Annotated in this window: 17 protein-coding genes; 12 read left to right on the top strand and 5 right to left on the bottom strand. The window is 71.8% G+C overall.

What is annotated here, in order from left to right; all coding sequences use genetic code 11:
- Positions 1–63: 63 nt before the first annotated feature.
- From lysS to AC3RKB_RS01600, 7 genes are all read left to right on the top strand, one after another.
- Complete coding sequence (gene lysS / locus AC3RKB_RS01630) at positions 64–1572, top strand: lysine--tRNA ligase (protein ID WP_491434230.1); 1509 nt, start codon at positions 64–66, stop codon at positions 1570–1572.
- Positions 1573–1585: 13 nt separating this feature from the next.
- Positions 1586–1735: a hypothetical protein gene (locus AC3RKB_RS01625; protein WP_491434229.1), complete on the top strand. Its 150-nt coding sequence runs from the start codon at positions 1586–1588 to the stop codon at positions 1733–1735.
- A 111-nt stretch (positions 1736–1846) separates the two neighbouring features.
- A complete protein-coding gene (locus AC3RKB_RS01620; protein WP_491434228.1) occupies positions 1847–2023 on the top strand; it encodes a hypothetical protein in 177 nt (58 codons plus the stop codon).
- 6 nt (positions 2024–2029) lie between these two features.
- Entirely contained in the window at positions 2030–3496 is a 1467-nt protein-coding gene (cls, locus tag AC3RKB_RS01615; RefSeq protein ID WP_491434227.1) for a cardiolipin synthase, read from the top strand.
- A gap of 300 nt (positions 3497–3796) precedes the next feature.
- The gene (locus tag AC3RKB_RS01610; protein WP_491434226.1) at positions 3797–4585 is read left to right on the top strand and encodes a DeoR/GlpR family DNA-binding transcription regulator; all 789 of its coding nucleotides are present in this window, start codon (positions 3797–3799) and stop codon (positions 4583–4585) included.
- Positions 4582–5553 carry a 1-phosphofructokinase family hexose kinase gene (locus AC3RKB_RS01605; protein ID WP_491434225.1) on the top strand — a complete coding sequence of 324 codons (972 nt, stop codon included), beginning with the start codon at positions 4582–4584 and terminating at the stop codon, positions 5551–5553. Before AC3RKB_RS01610 ends, AC3RKB_RS01605 begins: the two co-directional genes overlap by 4 nt.
- A gap of 11 nt (positions 5554–5564) precedes the next feature.
- Positions 5565–7631: a PTS fructose transporter subunit IIABC gene (locus tag AC3RKB_RS01600; RefSeq protein ID WP_491434224.1), complete on the top strand. Its 2067-nt coding sequence runs from the start codon at positions 5565–5567 to the stop codon at positions 7629–7631.
- 137 nt (positions 7632–7768) lie between these two features.
- On the opposite strand, the gene AC3RKB_RS01595 is transcribed toward AC3RKB_RS01600, so the two are convergent.
- Positions 7769–8794: a pirin family protein gene (locus AC3RKB_RS01595; protein ID WP_491434223.1), complete on the bottom strand. Its 1026-nt coding sequence runs from the start codon at positions 8792–8794 to the stop codon at positions 7769–7771.
- 72 nt (positions 8795–8866) lie between these two features.
- Here AC3RKB_RS01595 and AC3RKB_RS01590 point away from each other — a divergent pair, with 72 nt between their 5' ends.
- Entirely contained in the window at positions 8867–9379 is a 513-nt protein-coding gene (locus AC3RKB_RS01590) for a hypothetical protein (protein WP_491434222.1), read from the top strand.
- A 19-nt stretch (positions 9380–9398) separates the two neighbouring features.
- On the opposite strand, the gene AC3RKB_RS01585 is transcribed toward AC3RKB_RS01590, so the two are convergent.
- The 3 genes from AC3RKB_RS01585 to AC3RKB_RS01575 are packed head-to-tail and all read right to left on the bottom strand — an operon-like array spanning position 9399 to position 10822.
- The gene (locus tag AC3RKB_RS01585; protein WP_491434221.1) at positions 9399–9917 is read right to left on the bottom strand and encodes a glycine cleavage system transcriptional repressor; all 519 of its coding nucleotides are present in this window, start codon (positions 9915–9917) and stop codon (positions 9399–9401) included.
- Between the two features lie 39 nt (positions 9918–9956).
- Positions 9957–10205, bottom strand: a complete 249-nt coding sequence (locus AC3RKB_RS01580) for a helix-turn-helix domain-containing protein (protein ID WP_491434220.1) — start codon at positions 10203–10205, stop codon at positions 9957–9959.
- Positions 10205–10822 (bottom strand): hypothetical protein, encoded by a 618-nt coding sequence (locus AC3RKB_RS01575; protein ID WP_491434219.1) that lies wholly within the window; start codon positions 10820–10822, stop codon positions 10205–10207. Before AC3RKB_RS01575 ends, AC3RKB_RS01580 begins: the two co-directional genes overlap by 1 nt.
- 251 nt (positions 10823–11073) lie before the next feature.
- On the opposite strand from AC3RKB_RS01575, the gene AC3RKB_RS01570 reads away from it, so the two are divergent.
- The 4 genes from AC3RKB_RS01570 (at position 11074) to AC3RKB_RS01555 (ending at position 15650) form a co-directional block, all read left to right on the top strand.
- Positions 11074–13596, top strand: coding sequence for an ATP-dependent Clp protease ATP-binding subunit (locus tag AC3RKB_RS01570; protein WP_491434218.1), 2523 nt, complete (start codon positions 11074–11076; stop codon positions 13594–13596).
- A gap of 83 nt (positions 13597–13679) precedes the next feature.
- Positions 13680–14186 carry an amino-acid N-acetyltransferase gene (locus AC3RKB_RS01565; protein ID WP_491434217.1) on the top strand — a complete coding sequence of 169 codons (507 nt, stop codon included), beginning with the start codon at positions 13680–13682 and terminating at the stop codon, positions 14184–14186.
- Between the two features lie 74 nt (positions 14187–14260).
- The gene (locus tag AC3RKB_RS01560; RefSeq protein ID WP_491434216.1) at positions 14261–14971 is read left to right on the top strand and encodes a hypothetical protein; all 711 of its coding nucleotides are present in this window, start codon (positions 14261–14263) and stop codon (positions 14969–14971) included.
- Between the two features lie 271 nt (positions 14972–15242).
- Positions 15243–15650, top strand: a complete 408-nt coding sequence (locus AC3RKB_RS01555) for a dehydrogenase (RefSeq protein ID WP_491434215.1) — start codon at positions 15243–15245, stop codon at positions 15648–15650.
- 60 nt (positions 15651–15710) lie between these two features.
- Here AC3RKB_RS01555 and radA read toward each other — a convergent pair whose 3' ends face one another.
- Positions 15711–17078, bottom strand: coding sequence for a DNA repair protein RadA (radA, locus tag AC3RKB_RS01550; protein WP_491434214.1), 1368 nt, complete (start codon positions 17076–17078; stop codon positions 15711–15713).
- Positions 17079–17080: the final 2 nt, after the last annotated feature.

Here is a 17080-nt window from a genome sequence, read left to right as displayed (position 1 = left end):
TGGTCCATGGCGTCCGAACGGATGCCGCGAATACGCACGCCCGCCGACCGATCCGGAGACCCCATGGCCGACGAGACCACGCACGAGCCGACCCCCGAGGAGATCTCGGAGCAGAAGGCCGTGCGGCTCGCCAAGCGCGAGCGGCTCATCGAGGCCGCCGACGACCTCGGTGCGGGCGCCTACCCGGTCTCGGTGCCGATCACCTCGACGATCCCCGAGGTGCGCTCGCGCTTCGTCGGGCTCGGCGTCGACGAGCGCAGCGGCGAGGCCGTCTCGCTCGCCGGCCGCATCGTGCACCTCCGCAACACCGGCAAGCTCTGCTTCGCGGCGCTGCAGTCGGGCGACGGCAGCCGCATCCAGGCGATGGTCTCGCTCGGCGAGGTCGGCGAGGAGTCGCTCGCGGCCTGGAAGGAACTCGTCGACCTCGGCGACCACGTCGCGGTCACGGGCGAGGTCATCACGAGCCGTCGCGGCGAGCTGTCGATCATGGCGACCGAGTGGCGCATGGCTTCGAAGGCGATCAATCCGCTGCCGAACCTGCACAACGAGCTCTCGGAAGAGACGCGCGTGCGCAGCCGCTACCTCGACCTCATCGCGCGCGACCAGGCCCGGCGCAACGTCGTCGACCGTGCGAAGGTCAATGCGAGCCTGCGTTCGACGTTCACGAGCCTCGGCTTCATCGAGGTCGAGACGCCGATGCTGCAGGTCATGCACGGCGGTGCCTCGGCGCGCCCGTTCGTGACGCGCTCGAACGCGTTCGACACCGAGCTCTTCCTGCGCATCGCGCCCGAGCTCTACCTGAAGCGCGCCGTCGTCGGCGGCATCGAGCGCGTCTTCGAGATCAACCGCAACTTCCGCAACGAGGGCGCGGACTCCACGCACAGTCCCGAGTTCGCGATGCTCGAGGCCTACCAGGCCTACACCGACTACCACGGCATCGCCGACCTCACGCAGCAGCTGGTGCAGGATGCGGCGTTCGCCGTCGCAGGCTCGCACGTCGTGACCTGGGCCGACGGCACCGAGTACGACCTCGGCGGCGACTGGGCGCGGCTGTCGATGTACGACTCGCTCTCCGAGGCGGTGGGCGAGCAGGTCACGCCCGAGACCCCCATGTCGCGGCTGAAGGAGCTCGCCGACGCGGTCGAGATCGAGGTCGACCACCCGCTTCCCGGCAAGTACGTCGAGGAGCTGTGGGAGCACCACGTGAAGCCGGGCCTCGAGCACCCGACGTTCGTCATGGACTTCCCGCTCGACACGTCGCCCCTGGTGCGCCACCACCGCAGCGTCCCGGGCGTCGTCGAGAAGTGGGACCTCTACGTCCGCGGCTTCGAGCTCGCGACGGGGTACTCCGAGCTCGTCGACCCGGTCGTGCAGCGCGAGCGGTTCGTCGAGCAGGCACGCCTGGCGGCGGGTGGCGACCCCGAGGCCATGCGCCTCGACGAGGAATTCCTGCGCGCGCTCGAATTCGGCATGCCGCCGACCGGCGGCATGGGCATGGGCATCGACCGGCTGCTCATGGCCATCACGGGCCTCGGCATCCGCGAGACCATCCTCTTCCCGCTCGTGAAGTGAAACGGACGACACGATGAACGACTACCTGCCCAAGAAGGAGCTCGAACCCGAGCGCGACCCGCGGAAGCCGTCGATGACGCGCCTCGCGATCTGGATCGTCGTCGGCGCGATCGGGCTCTACCTGCTGGGCTCCGGCATCTGGGGCATCGTCACCGCCGGCTGACCCGCCTGTGCGGGTTGAGGAGGCCCGCCAGGGCCGTCTCGAAACCCACCCCCGAACCGGGGCGGACCGCGCCCAGCGAACCCGAGGAAACCCCCGTACTCTGGAGGGGATATGGACGACTTCTGGCTCAACGCGATCTGGTCGGTCGCGCCGACCGTGCTGATCGGTCTCACGTTCTGGTTCGTGATGCGCGCGATCCTCCGCGCCGACCGCACCGAGCGCGACGCGTACAGCAAGATCGAGGCCGAGGAGCGAGCCAAGCACGCCGCCGAACGCCGGGCCGCGTAGCCCGGCATGACGGAGGCGCAGGCGACGGCGGTCTTCGCCGCCATCCTGGTGGCCATCGATCTCGCCGTGCGCATCGTCGCGATCATCGTGGTGCCGCGCAACCGCCGCCCGACCGCGGGCATGGCGTGGCTGCTCGCGATCTTCTTCATCCCCTACATCGGGATCCTGTTCTTCCTGCTCATCGGCAATCCCAAGCTGCCGAAGGCCCGGCGCGAGAAGCAGGAGGAGGTCGACCGATTCATCCGCGAGTCGACCCACGGCGTCGAGCGCACGAGCGACAGCACCGACTGGCCCAGCTGGTTCGACGGCGTCGTCCGGCTGAACCGCAACCTCGGCGCGATGCCGCTGATCGGCTCCAACAGCGCGCGCCTCATCGGCGACTACCAGGCCTCGATCGACGCGATGGCCGACGCGATCTCGCGAGCCGAGCGGTACGTCCACGCCGAGTTCTACATCTTCGCGTACGACTCGACGACGGCCCGCTTCGTCGACGCCCTCGGCGAGGCGGTGCAGCGCGGTGTCGAGGTGAAGGTGCTCCTCGACCACATCGCCTCCCGACGCGTGAAGGGGTACAGGCGCACCATCCGGCACCTCACCGAGATGGGCGTCGAGTGGCAGCTCATGCTCCCGGTGATGCCGCTCAAGGGCAAGTACCAACGGCCCGACCTGCGCAACCACCGCAAGATCCTCGTCGTCGACGGCGAGGTCGGCTACATGGGGTCGCAGAACATCGTCGACCGCAGCTACCACAAGCGCTCCAACATCCGTCGCGGCCTCAAGTGGCAGGAGCTCGTCGCCGAGGTCGAGGGCCCCATCGTGTCGGGCCTCGACGCGATCTTCGCGACCGACTGGTACCTCGAGACGGGTGAGGCGCCGTCGCGCGACGAGCTGATCCCGTTCACTCAGGAGCCGGCGCCGCAGGACCTGGACTGCCAGGTCGTGCCGAGCGGGCCGGGCTACGTGAACGAGAACAATCTCAAGCTCTTCCTCGCGCTGCTCTACGCGGCCGAGCGGCGCATCATCATCACCAGTCCCTACTTCGTGCCCGACGAGGCGATGCTCCGCGCCATCAGCGGCGCGACCCAGCGCGGCGTGCACGTCGAGCTCTTCGTCTCCGAGATCGGCGACCAGGCCCTCGTCTACCACGCGCAGCGTTCCTACTACGAGGCGCTGCTGCGCGCCGGCGTGCGCATCTACATGTACCGCGCGCCGTTCATCCTGCACTCGAAGCACTTCACGATCGACGACGACGTCGCCGTGATCGGCTCGAGCAACATGGACATCCGCTCGTTCGAGCTCAACATGGAGGTCTCGCTCCTCGTGCGCGGCGAATCGTTCGTGCGCGAGATGCGCGCGGTCGAAGACGGCTACCGCCGCGACAGCCGCGAACTGACCCTCGACGAGTGGTTGACGCAGCCGCTCCGGTCGACGGTCCTCGACAACCTCGCGCGGCTCACCTCGGCGCTGCAGTAGCGGGGGCGGATGGCGCGCCGCGCCGCCTCGCTCGGTCGACCATCGACTCACGCGAAAGCGCCCTAATCGGGGCCGATACGCGTGAGTCGCGTCCGCCGAGTGGGCCGGGTCATCTCCGACTCACGCGAAACAGCCCTCAATGGGGCAGTTTCGCGTGAGTCGGGAGTAGGGGAGCGGGAGGGCGGTGAGGACGCGACATCCGTTTGTGTGGGAATTTCTGCGGATTGCTTGCTTTGTGTGGGATTGGCGAGCTAAACTCACACAAACGCAGGTTGCAGTTCGACCCGGCAAGGAGGCCGCATGTACGCGATGGAGCGACACGAGCACATCCTCGACGCCCTTGCCCGCACGGGCCGCGTCTCGGTCGCCGACCTCGCCGCCGAGCTCGACGTCACGCCCGAGACCATCCGCCGCGACCTCGACGCGCTCGAGAAGGCCGGCCACGTGCGCCGCGTCCACGGCGGAGCGGTCAGCGCCTCCCGCGCGAGCCTCGCTGAGACCACGGTCCTCGAACGCGCCGAGCGCCGCACCGACGCCAAGCGCGCCATCGCCCAGGCCGCGCTCGCGCTCGTGCCGCCGACCTTCACCGGCTCGATCCTGCTCGACGCGGGCACCACGACGGGCGCCTTCGCCGACGTGCTCGCCGGGTGGCAGCCCGAGCCCGGCATCGCGCCGCTGACCGTCTACACGAACTCCGTGCCGATCGCGGCCCTGCTGCACGGCAACGCGAACCTCATCGTCCGCATCATCGGCGGCACCGTCCGCGGCGTCACGAGCGCCGCCGTCGGGCCGACCGCCGTCGCACAGCTCGCCGACATCCGCCCCGACATCGCGTTCCTCGGCACCAACGGCGTGAGCGCCGAGTTCGGCCTCTCGACGCCCGACGAGCTCGAGGCCCAGGTCAAGCGCACGATGGTCGACCGGTCGCGGCTCGCAGTCGTGCTCGTCGACGCGTCCAAGCACGACGACGAGGCGCTGCACCGGTTCGCGTGCCTCGACGAGGTCGACGTGCTCATCACCGACGCGCCGCCGGGGCCCGCCCTCGCCGACGCGCTCGACGAGGCCGAGGTGGAGGTGCGGGTCGCATGATCGTCACGTTGACCGTCAACCCGTCGCTCGACCGCACCGTCGAGCTCGAGCGCGAGCTGCAGCGCGGCGAGGTGCAGCGCGTGGCCCGCAGCGTCGAGGAGCCGGGGGGCAAGGGCGTCAACGTCACGCGCGCGCTCACCGCGTCGAGCGCCGCGTCGGTCGCGGTGCTCCCGGGCCGCGGCGACGACCCGCTCGTGGTCGCGCTCGCCTCGGCCGGCGTGCCGGTCGTCACGGTGCCGATCGGCGCGCGCCTGCGGTCGAACATCACGATCACCGAGCCCGACGGCGTCACGACCAAGCTCAACGAGCTCGGTCCCGTGCTCACCGAGTCCGAGCAGCAGGCGCTCGTCGCGGCCGTGGTCGCGCAGTCGGCGGATGCCTCGTGGCTCGTGCTCGCCGGATCGCTCCCGCCGTCGCTGCCCGCCGACTTCTACGTGCGGGTCGTGCGCGAGGTGCGCGCCGCGGGCGTCGCCGCCCGCATCGCGGTCGACACGTCCGGCGCGCCGCTGGAGGCGCTCGTCGCCGCGGGGGAGCCCGTCGACCTCATCAAGCCCAACGGCGAGGAGCTCGCCGAGCTCACCGGGGAGCCCGACGCCGACGCCCTCGAGGCCGACCCCGAGCGGGTCGCCGAGGTCGCCGCGACGCTCGTGCCCCGCGGCATCCGCTCGGCCCTCGTCACGCTCGGCTCGAAGGGGGCCGTGCTCGTCGGGGCCGACACGGCGTGGTTCGCCCCCGCACCGCGCATCGTGCCGCGCAGCACCGTCGGCGCGGGCGACAGCTCGCTCGCCGGCTTCCTGCTCGCCGTGACCGAGGGGGCGGCGCCCGATCGGGCGCTCGCCCAGGCGGTCGCGCACGGGGCGGCCGCCGCATCGCTCCCCGGATCGGCGGTGCCCTCGCGGGACCTCGCCGACGCCTCAGCCATCACCGTCACCCGCATCCGGGGCGCCGTCGCCCCGGTGATCCCATAGGAGGGAATCCCATGTCCGACGTCATCGACCAGGGGCTCGTGAGCCTCGATGCGCCGCTCGGCGCCGACAAGGCCGACGTGATCCGCGCGCTCGCCGAGCGCGTCGTCGCGGCCGGCCGCGCCACCGACGCCGAGGCGCTCTTCGCCGACGCGTGGGCCCGTGAGGAGAAGGACTCCACCGGCGTGCCCGGCGGCATCGCCATCCCGCACGCCAAGTCCGACGCGGTCACGCGGCCGACGCTCGCCGCGGCCCGGCTGCCCGAGGGCGTCGACTTCGGCTCGTTCGACGGGCCCGCCGACCTCGTGTTCCTCATCGCGGTGCCGACCGAGTCCACGCAGGACCACCTCGCGGTGCTCTCGACGCTCGCCCGATCGCTCATCCGCGACGAGTTCGTGGCGTCGCTGCGCTCGGCGCCCGACACCGCGACGTTCGTCCGGTACGTCGAGGAGGCGCTCGCGCCCGAGCCGGCTGCCGAGGCCGTGCCCGCGGGCGCCGGGGCCGCGGCGGCGGGTGCGGCCGGTGCCGCCGCGACGGCCGGGGCGACGGATGCCGCGGCATCAGCCTCGCACCACACCGGCGCGCCGGTGCTCATCGCAGTGACCGCCTGCCCCACCGGCATCGCCCACACCTACATGGCCGCCGACGCGCTCGCCAAGGCCGCCAAGGAGGAGGGCATCGAGCTGCACGTCGAGACGCAGGGCTCGTCGGGTTCGACGCCGCTCGCGCCCTCCGTCATCGAGCGGGCCGACGCGGTCGTGTTCGCGGTCGACGTCGACGTGCGCGACCAGTCGCGGTTCGCAGGCAAGCCCGTGGTCCGGGGCCCGGTCAAGCGCGGCATCGACCACCCCGTCGAGATGATCCGCGAAGCGGTCGCGGCGATCGACGACCCGTCGGCGCCGCGCGTCGCGGGCGACGTGACGGCGCAGACCGCGGCGGCCGCGGCGGCGCACGAGCACTTCGGCCAGAAGGTCAAGCGCGTGCTGCTCACCGGCGTCAGCTACATGATCCCGTTCGTCGCGGGCGGCGGCCTGCTCATCGCGCTGGGCTTCCTGCTCGGCGGGTACGACATCACCGAGACCGCGAGTGAGATCGTCACGACGAACAACCTGTTCAACCTGCCCGACGGCGGGCTCGGCATCTACCTCGGCGCGGTGTTCTTCACCATCGGTGCGATCTCGATGGGCTTCCTGGTGCCCGCGCTCGCCGGCTACATCGCCTATGCGATCGCCGACCGGCCCGGCATCGCTCCCGGCTTCGTCGCCGGCTCGGTCGCCGGCCTCATGGGCGCCGGCTTCATCGGCGGCCTCATCGGCGGCATCCTCGCCGGCTGGGTGGCGCTGATGTTCGCCCGCCTCGACGTGCCGCGCTGGCTCAGGGGCCTCATGCCCGTCGTGATCATCCCGCTCGTCGCCTCGATCGTGGCATCCGGTCTCATGATCGTCGTGCTCGGCGGACCGATCGCCGCCCTGTCGACCGCCCTCAACGACTGGCTGGCCGGGCTCTCGGGCGCCGCCGCGGTCGTGCTCGGGCTCATCCTCGGTGCGATGATGGGCTTCGACCTCGGCGGCCCGGTCAACAAGGTCGCGTACTCGTTCGCCGTCGCCGGGCTCGGCGCCGCGACGGTCGAGAACCAGGCGCCGCTCATGGTCATGGCCGCCGTCATGGCCGCGGGCATGGTGCCGCCGCTCGCGATGGCGCTGGCCACGGTGCTCGACCGGAAGCTGTTCACGCCGGTCGAGCGCGAGAACGGCAAGGCCGCGTGGCTCCTGGGCGCCGCCTTCATCTCCGAGGGCGCGATCCCGTTCGCCGCGGCCGACCTGTTCCGCGTCATCCCCGCGATGATCCTCGGCGGCGCCGTCGCCGGCGCGATCTGCATGGGCATGGGCGTGACCTCGCAAGCCCCGCACGGCGGCATCTTCGTGTTCTTCGCGATCGGCAACCTGCTGTGGTTCGTCCTCGCGATCGTGGCCGGCTCGGTCGTCGGCGCCCTCGTGGTCATCGCACTCAAGCGCTGGGCCCACCGGCGCTCGGTGCGGGAAGAGCAGGCGGTGGGTGCGCCTGAGGTGGCCGTGGCCTGACGGCTGCGCGATCACCCCGGCGGCCGGTGCTCCCTCCTGGGCACCGGCCGTCGGCATGTCCGGGGGTCTCGATACGCGCCTACGGTGCTACTCGACCCGCAGGTGGGCGAGCGGATGGCGCGCCTCGCGCCCGCGCGTCAGCGGCGCGGCTTCAGGCGCACCGTGGGCAGCTCGGGCGCGGGCAGCGGCCGGCCGTCGTATCCGGCGACCGTGCCGAACGGACCGTCGGGATCGTTCCGGTCGATCACGTCGGACTGCCAGCGCCGGCGGAACTCGACGACCTCGTCGTGCGAGCGGCCGATGAAGTTCCACCACATCACGAGCTCCTCGCCGAACGGCACGCCGCCGAGCAGCACGACGCGCACGGGGTCGGCGTCGGCACGCAGTCGCAGCAGTCGATGGCCGGGCTCGAGGTAGGCCAGCTGCGACCAGCCCACCTCGGTCGCGACATCCGTGCCGACCACCTCGACGTGCGCGGGGCCGGCGTCGACGAGCACGCCGTGCTCGAACGACGGGTCGAGGGGCAGGTCGACGGTCCCGCCCGCGGGCAGGTCGACCTGCCCGCCGAGGAGCGGGGAGAAGACCGTGACCGGCGCGGACGCGGCATCCGCCGTCTCGGCCGAGGCGTCACCGAGCGCCAGCTCGCCGACGAAGACCCGCACGGTCGCGTCGCCGAGCGCGAACGGCGTCGTGTCGGCGTGCTCGAAGAACGGCGCGACGTGCCGAGCGCCCTCGGGGAGGGCCACCCAGAGCTGCACGCCGTGCAGCCGCGTCGCGTTCGCCGTCGAGACCTCGGAGTGCGAGATGCCGCGCCCGGCGGTCATCAGGTTCACGCCGCCCGGGCGGACGAGTTCGTGGCTGCCGGCGGAGTCGCGGTGCTCGATCTCGCCCTCGAACAGCCAGCTCACGGTCTGCAGTCCGGTGTGGGGGTGCGGCGGCACGACCATGCCGCCCGTGACCGAGACGTCGTCGGGGCCGTAGTGGTCGGCGAAGCACCAGGCGCCGATCGTGGTGCGCCCGCGCTGCGGGAGTGTGCGGCGCACGGGCATCGCGCGCGGTCCGCCGAGCGGCACCTCGCGGTAGTCGAGCACCTGCACGGCCGGGCCGTGCGGTGCCTCGGGCGGGCAGAGCAGTTCGACGGGATCGCGCTCGAGGTTGCTCATGCCCGCATCCTACGCGCGGCGCGGGCCGTGACATCCTGCCGTGGACGGATGCCGCGGGCTAGCATGTCGCACATGGCCCCGCCCGTGGAAGTCCGCCGTCTGCTGCTCGCCTCCGTCGCCGTCGTGTCGGCGCTCCTGCTCTCGGGGTGCGCGCCCGGGTCCGGGCCGATCGAGGACTTCCCCGGGCTGCCCGTGCTCGACGAGGAGACCGAGGCCGAGAGCGAGGCCGAGGACACCGAGCTGGGCGGCGAGACCGAGGAGGAGGTCGAGGAGGGTTCCGCCGAGGAGGCGCCCGAGCCCACCGGCGACGTGCCCGTCGTGCAGTACCTGCAGGACGGCGGCCGGCTCGCCATCACGATCTGGGGCTCGTCGACCTGCCCGGTCGTGCCGACCGAACTGAACGTGACCGCCGAGGCGGGCGAGGGCAACGCGGTCGAGGCCGTGCTGCCCGAGCTCGAGGAGGGCCCCTGCACGATGGACTTCGTGCCGCACACGACCGTCTTCTCGACGCCCGCCGACGTGACCACGACCGAGGAGCTCGAGGTGACGATCGGCGATGCGGTCGTGACCGTCCCGATCAAGTAGCGACGCGATCCGCGGTCGGTCAGTCCTGCCCGACCGTGAGGTCGACGAACAACTCGCTCGCGACGCGCTCGAGGTCGTCGCGCACGTCGGCGGGGTCGCCGCCCGGCGGCACGCGCACCAGGATGTGCGCCTCGAACAGCTGGCCCCCCGACATGGGCGCGTCGCGCCGCTCGGTGGTGATCGTCTCGATGCTGAGGCCGTGCCGCGCGAGCACCGCCGAGACGTCGCGCACGATGCCGGGATGGTCGCTGCCCACGAGGTCGATGCGCAGGTGCCGCCAGCCGTCGGAGCCCGCCGGCTCCTCGGACCCGGGGTGCGCCGAGACGTCGAGGAGTCCCTCGAGCCCCGCGAGCGCCGCCCGCAGCTCCTCGGCCCGGTCGGCCGGTACCGTCACGACGACGATGCCCGCGAACTGGCCGGCGAGCTCGGCCATCTGGCTCTGCTCCCAGTTGCCGCCGTGGGCGCTCACGGCGTCGGCGAGCGCCTCGACGAGTCCGGCGCGGTCGTCTCCGATGACGGTCAGCACGAGTCTGGGCATGCGTGCATCCAATCACGCGCCGCGGCCGAGGTCGAGCGGTCAGCGCCCCGTGGCATCCGCTCGCCGGAGCACGAGCAGGTCGCCGATCTCGCAGTCGAGCGCTCGGCAGATCGCCTGCAGCGTCGAGAACCGGATGGCGCGGGCCCGGTCGTTCTTCAGCACGCTGAGGTTGACGACGCTCACGCCGACGAGCTCGGCCAGGCGGGTGAGCGTCAGGTCGCGCTCGGCGAGCAGCTCGTCGAGGCGGCAGTGGACATCGCCGGCGTCGTCGGCCTCGGCCGGCGCCATCAGACGAGCCCCTCGGTCTCGCGCTGCAGGCGCTCGCCGACCTGGAAGGCGGCGCCGACCGCCCCGATGACGAGGATCGCGAACGGGAAGGACCAGTTCGTGCTGAAGGTGATGCCGTCGTAGGTGTGCTCGCTCACCGCCGCGAGCGCGCCGTTGACCGTCATGTTGGTGAGGATGGTGCCGACCAGCCAGCCCGCCGCGAGGACTCCCGCGCCCCAGAGCACGAGCCGCACGTTCCGCCTCGCGAACGCGCGGCCGCGGGCGAGGTTCCAGCACAGCGCGGCGAGCAGCGCGATGCCGGCGATGATCGCGAGCGCGTGCACGATCGGCTCGGCCACGAGTGCGAACTGCGTGGCGGGTGCCGGCTGGGGCACGGTGACCACGGCCTGGGCGACCGCGACGTCGACCGCGGCGCCGTCGGGCCCGATCGGCAGGGTCGCCGCCTCGCCCGCGAACGGGACGAGCACGGGCACGTCGCGACCCGGCGCCACCTCGACGAGCCGGGCGACGGCGCCCCAGGCGGTGGCCGCGGCCGCGACGGCGGCGATGCCGACGGTGGCGTACATGCCGATGCGGTCGGCGCGGTCGAGGCGGGTGGATTCGGTCGTGGCGGTCATCGGGTCCTCCGGTGCGCGGTGCGTCATATCGAATATCGTTGTTATCGATGTTCGATATGGTACGGATGGCGCGGGGCGTCGTCAACACCCGGGCGGATGTCGCGGCGCCGGCCCCGCGACATCCGCCCGGCTCGTCGCCCTCGACGACGTCGTGCACCGGTGCGCCCACGGCGAACACGCGCCCACCGCCCGCGCGCGGTCGTTACCGTTGTTCTATCGACGCCCCTACCCGGCGCCGTGAGGAGTTGATGATGTTCGAGAGATTCACCGACCGCGCCCGACGTGTCGTCGTCCTGGCCCAAGAAGAGGCCAAGATGCTGAACCACAACTACATCGGAACCGAGCACATCCTGCTCGGCCTCATCCACGAGGGTGAGGGCGTGGCCGCCAAGGCGCTCGAGTCCCTCGGGATCTCGCTCGACGCCGTGCGCGAGCAGGTGCAGGACATCATCGGGCAGGGCCAGCAGCAGCCGACCGGGCACATCCCCTTCACGCCGCGCGCGAAGAAGGTGCTCGAGCTCTCACTGCGCGAGGCGCTGCAGCTCGGCCACAACTACATCGGCACCGAGCACATCCTCCTCGGCCTCATCCGCGAGGGCGAGGGCGTCGCCGCCCAGGTGCTCGTGAAGCTCGGCGCCGACCTCAACCGCGTGCGCCAGCAGGTCATCCAGCTCCTCTCCGGCTACCAGGGCAAGGAGCAGGTGCAGGTCGGCGCCAACGAGCAGCAGCAGCCGCAGGGCGGTTCGCAGATCCTCGACCAGTTCGGCCGCAACCTGACGCAGGCCGCGCGCGAGTCGAAGCTCGATCCGGTGATCGGCCGCGAGAAGGAGATCGAGCGGGTCATGCAGATCCTCTCGCGCCGCTCAAAGAACAACCCCGTGCTCATCGGCGAGCCCGGCGTCGGCAAGACCGCCGTCGTCGAGGGCCTCGCGCAGGCGATCGTCAAGGGCGAGGTGCCCGAGACGCTGAAGGACAAGCAGCTCTACTCGCTCGACCTCGGCTCGCTCATCGCCGGCTCGCGCTACCGCGGCGACTTCGAGGAACGCCTCAAGAAGGTCACGAAGGAGATCCGCACGCGCGGCGACATCATCGTCTTCATCGACGAGATCCACACCCTCGTGGGTGCGGGCGCCGCCGAGGGCGCGATCGACGCCGCGTCGATCCTGAAGCCGCTGCTCGCCCGCGGCGAGCTGCAGACCATCGGCGCGACCACGCTCGACGAGTACCGCAAGCACTTCGAGAAGGATGCCGCGCTCGAGCGACGCTTCCAGCCGATCCAGGTCGCCGAGCCGTCGCTGCCCCACGCGATCAACATCCTCAAGGGGCTGCGCGACCGCTACGAGGCGCACCACAAGGTGTCGATCACCGATGGCGCGATCGTCGCGGCCGCGAACCTCGCCGACCGCTACATCAGCGACCGGTTCCTGCCCGACAAGGCCATCGACCTGATCGACGAGGCCGGCGCACGCCTGCGCCTGTCGATCCTGTCGTCGCCGCCCGAGCTGCGCGAGTTCGACGAGAAGATCGCCGTGGTCCGCGCCGCGAAGGAGACCGCGATCGAGGAGCAGGACTTCGAGAAGGCCGCGTCGCTGCGCGACGAGGAGAAGAACCTGCTCGGCGAGCGCCTCCGCCTCGAGAAGCAGTGGAAGTCGGGCGAGGTCAAGACGACCGCGGTCGTCGACGAGGGCCTGATCGCCGAGGTGCTCGCTCAGGCCACCGGCATCCCCGTCTTCAAGCTGACGGAGGAGGAGTCGTCGCGACTCGTCTTCATGGAGAAGGCGCTGCACGAGCGCGTCATCGGCCAAGAGGAGGCGATCGCCGCCCTCTCGAAGACGATCCGCCGCACGCGTGCGGGCCTCAAGGACCCGAAGCGCCCCTCGGGCTCGTTCATCTTCGCCGGCCCCACCGGTGTCGGCAAGACCGAGCTCGCCAAGGCGCTCGCCGAGTTCCTGTTCGACGACGAGTCGGCGATGATCTCGCTCGACATGTCGGAGTACGGCGAGAAGCACACGGTCTCGCGCCTGTTCGGCGCCCCTCCGGGCTTCGTCGGTTTCGAGGAGGGCGGCCAGCTCACCGAGAAGGTGCGCCGCAAGCCGTTCTCGGTCGTGCTGTTCGACGAGATCGAGAAGGCCCACCCCGACATCTTCAACTCGCTCCTCCAGATCCTGGAGGAGGGCCGGCTCACCGACGGCCAGGGTCGCGTGGTGGACTTCAAGAACACCGTGATCATCATGACCACGAACCTCGGCACGAAGGACATCTCGGGCGGGCCCGTCGGCTTCCAGGTCGAGGGCGACACCCGCACCGGCTACGACCTCATGCGCGCGAAGGTGAACGAGGAGCTGAAGAAGCACTTCAAGCCCGAGTTCCTCAACCGCGTCGACGAGATCATCGTCTTCCCGCAGCTGACCAAGCCCGAGCTCCTGCAGATCGTCGACCTGTTCATCAAGCGGCTCGGCGAGCGCATGCTCGACCGCGACATGACCGTCGAGCTCACCGTACCGGCGAAGGAGCGGCTCATCGAGGTCGGGTTCGACCCGGCGCTCGGCGCCCGCCCGCTGCGCCGCGCGGTGCAGCACGAGGTCGAGGACCGGCTCTCCGAGAAGATCCTGCACGGCGAGCTCAACTCGGGCGACCATGTGCACGTCGACTTCAAGGACGGCGAGTTCGTCTTCACGACGACCCAGCGGGCACTGCCCGTGGGCGTGGGCGTGAACACCAGCGCCGCGATCGGCACCGGCCCGGCCACGCCCGATCTGGCGGCGGGCCAGTAACCGGCCGACCCGGTACGACGATTCGACCCGAGGGGGCGGATGCCGCGGCATCCGCCCCCTCGCCGTCGTCATACGATGAGCGGATGACGCAGCCCTTCCTCGTGCGCAAGGCGCGCACGCACGACGTGCCGAAGATCATCGAGCTCGTGGAACCGCTCGTCGCCCGACGCATCCTGCTCGGCAAGGAGCGGGTCGACCTCTACGGCGCCGTGCAGGAGTTCCGCGTCGCCGAGTCGGCCGACGGCGAGGTCATCGGCTGCGGAGCGCTGCACGTCATGTGGGAGGACCTCGGCGAAGTGCGCACGCTCGCCGTCCGCGACGAGTGGCTCGGCCATGGCGTCGGCCGCGCGCTGCTCGCCGCCCTCGAGGCCGAGGCGCGCGAGCTCGGCCTCAGCCGGCTGTTCTGCCTGACCTTCGAGGTCGGGTTCTTCGGACGCAACGGGTTCGAGGACATGGGCGCCGAGACCGTCGACCCGCAGCTCTACGCCGAACTCGTGCGCTCGCACGACGAGGGCGTCGCCGAGTTCCTCGACCTCGCGCGCGTGAAGCAGAACACGCTCGGCAACACCCGGATGCTGAAGATCCTCTGAGCGTTCCTCAGCGGACGGATGGCGCGCCGCGGCGCCATCCGGGGAGTTCCCTCCGCCGGCCGTAGCCTGAGGCCATGACGTCGAACCGCCCATCGTCCGGGCGACTGCCCGCCTCCGTGTACCGGCGTCGCCGGCTCATGGTGCTGCTCGGGCTGGTCGCCGTCATCGTCGCGATCGTCCTCGTGATCGTTCGACCCGGCGCGAGCCAGGGCGACGAGGTGTCGCAGACCTCGCCGTCGACGCCCACCGCAAGCGCCCCGGCGACCGACGCGCCCGCCACCGACGCGCCCGCGACGGATGCTCCCGCCGAGTCGCCCGCCGCTGAGGCGCCCGCCGAGCCGGACCCGTCCGAGCCGCCCGCGGAGGCGGCCGCCGATGGGGCGCCCTGCGCCGAACGACAGATCGTCGTCGAGGCGAACACCGACAAGCAGGTCTACGCCGCCGGTGAGCAGCCCAACCTCTCGGTCACGATCACGAACACCGGGCCGAACGCGTGCTCGCTCAACGTCGGCACCGCGGCCCAGGTGTTCACCGTCACGAGCGGGAACGACGCGTACTGGGCCTCGACCGACTGCCAGGTCGACGCCGTCGACGCGCAGGTCACGCTCGAGCCGAACACGCCGGTGTCCTCGAGCCAGCCGATCGTGTGGGACCGCACGCGGTCGAACGCCGACACGTGCGGCGGGGAGCGCACGCCGGTGCCGGCCGGCGGCGCGTGGTACCACCTCGCGGTGAGCGTGTCGGGCTTCGAGTCGGCCGTGACGAAGCAGTTCCTGCTCTACTGACGCGCGCGGGCCGCGCTGCTGCCTGCGTCGAGTCCCGGGTTCGGCGGAGGAGGCGTGGTCGCGAGGTCGGCGCGGATTCGCGAGTCCCGGGTTCTGGCGGGTGCACCCGCACGAACGCGGGATTCGGGAGGGGGTGTGGTGCCTGGCGTCGGCGCGGGTGTGCGCGAGTCCCGTGTTCTGGCGGGTGTACCCGCGTGAACCCGGGATTCGGGGAGGGGGAGATGGGGAGGGGCGAGGCGAGCCGGCCGCCGACGCTCGGTAGGCTGGCACGATGGCCGGAGCGAAGCGTTCGAAGGGCAAGCCGCCGCTGGAGTTCCGTTCGCAGGCGCTCGCCGAGGCGCTCGAGCGGCAGGACATCGCCGCGGTCGCCCTCGCCCTGCGCCACGGCAACACGGTGGTGCCGCTCATCAAGCCCGGCCCGCGCGACAAACCCCTCGACGGCGGCGAGGTGTGGACCTACCGCGACCCGAACACGGGCGAGGTGGCGCTGCTGCTGTTCAGCGACGCCGCGAACAAGCCCGCGAACCTGCCGCCCGCGGTCGGGTTGCAGAGCCCGGCCTGGCTGAAGTCCTTCCTCACGCGGTACGAGTCGACCATCACGACGGTGTTCCTCGACATCGCCGGGCCGCACCCCATGCAGGCGTCGCCGGCCGAGCTGCGGAAGGCGCTCGACGCGTAGGAGTCCGCGGGCGCCCGTGCGCCGCGCGCCGCGCGCGGCGCTCGTCGGCCCCGAGCGGGACTAGAAGGCGGCGTCGAGCTCGCGCTCGCGCGCGCCCGTGGCGGCCATCATCGCGCGCTCGACCGCGGCGCGCACGCTGCCGAGCTCGTCGTCGAGCAGCGCCGAGTAGCCGAGCCGTCTCGCCTCGGCGGCGCGCTGGCGGGCCGAGGTCACGGGCCGCACCTCGCCGGCGAGGCTGATCTCGCCGACCGCCGCCAGCTCGTGCGGGACCGCGCGATCGCGCATGGCGCTCGCGATGGCGACGGCGATCGCGAGGTCGGCCGCGGGCTCGGCGAGCCGGACGCCGCCGACGGTGGACACGTAGACGTCGTGCTCGCCGAGCTGCCGGAGCCCGGCGCGGCGTTCGAGCACCGCGATGATCATCGCCACGCGCGACGGATCGACGCCGTTGACCACGCGACGCGGCTGCGGGGCCTTGGTGCTCACGACGAGCGCCTGCACCTCGACGGGCAACGCCCGACGGCCCTCGAGGGCGACGGTGACGCACGTGCCGCTCACCGCGTTCCGCGAGCGGCTGAGGAACAACCCGGAGGGATCGGGCACCTCGGCGATGCCGTCGCCGGTCATTTCGAAGCAGCCCACCTCGTCGGTGGGGCCGAAGCGGTTCTTGAGCGCGCGCACGAAGCGCAGCGCCGTCTGCCGGTCGCCCTCGAACTGGCACACCACGTCGACGAGGTGCTCGAGCAGGCGCGGACCGGCGATCGTGCCGTCCTTCGTGACGTGGCCGACGAGCAGCACGGGCAGCTGCCGTTCCTTCGCGACGCGGATGAGCGTGGAGGCGACCTCGCGCACCTGGCTCGGCTGGCCCGGCAGCCCGTCGGAGAGCGAGCTCGACACGGTCTGCACGGAGTCGACGACGAGCAGGTCGGGGGCGACCTCGTCGACCTGGCCGAGGATGGTCGCGAGGTCGGTCTCGGCGGCGAGGTACAGCTCGTCGTGCAGCGCGCCCGTGCGGCCCGCGCGGAGCCGCACCTGCGCCGCCGACTCCTCGGCACTCACGTACAGCACGCGACGCCCGGTGGCGGCGACGCGCGCCGCGACCTCGAGCAGCAGCGTCGACTTGCCGACGCCCGGCTCGCCCGAGAGCAGGATGGCCGCGCCCGCGACGATGCCGCCGCCGAGCACCCGGTCGAACTCGCCGATGCCGCTCGGCCGGTGCGCGGCGGTGAGCTCGGCGTCGATCTGCGCGATCGGGCGGGCGGCGCGCGCCGCCGACGGCGCGACGGGCTGCAGGCTGCGCACGATGCCGGACTCTGTGCCCGACTCGGCGACGGTGCCCCACTGCTGGCATTCGGCGCATCGGCCGACCCACTTGACGGTGCTCCAGCCGCATTCGGTGCATCGGTACGCGGTGGAGGGCTTCGCCATGC

Source organism: Agromyces capsici (assembly GCF_058349965.1).
Note: the sequence above shows the minus strand (reverse complement) of the source record. Positions and strands in the feature narration are given on the sequence as shown.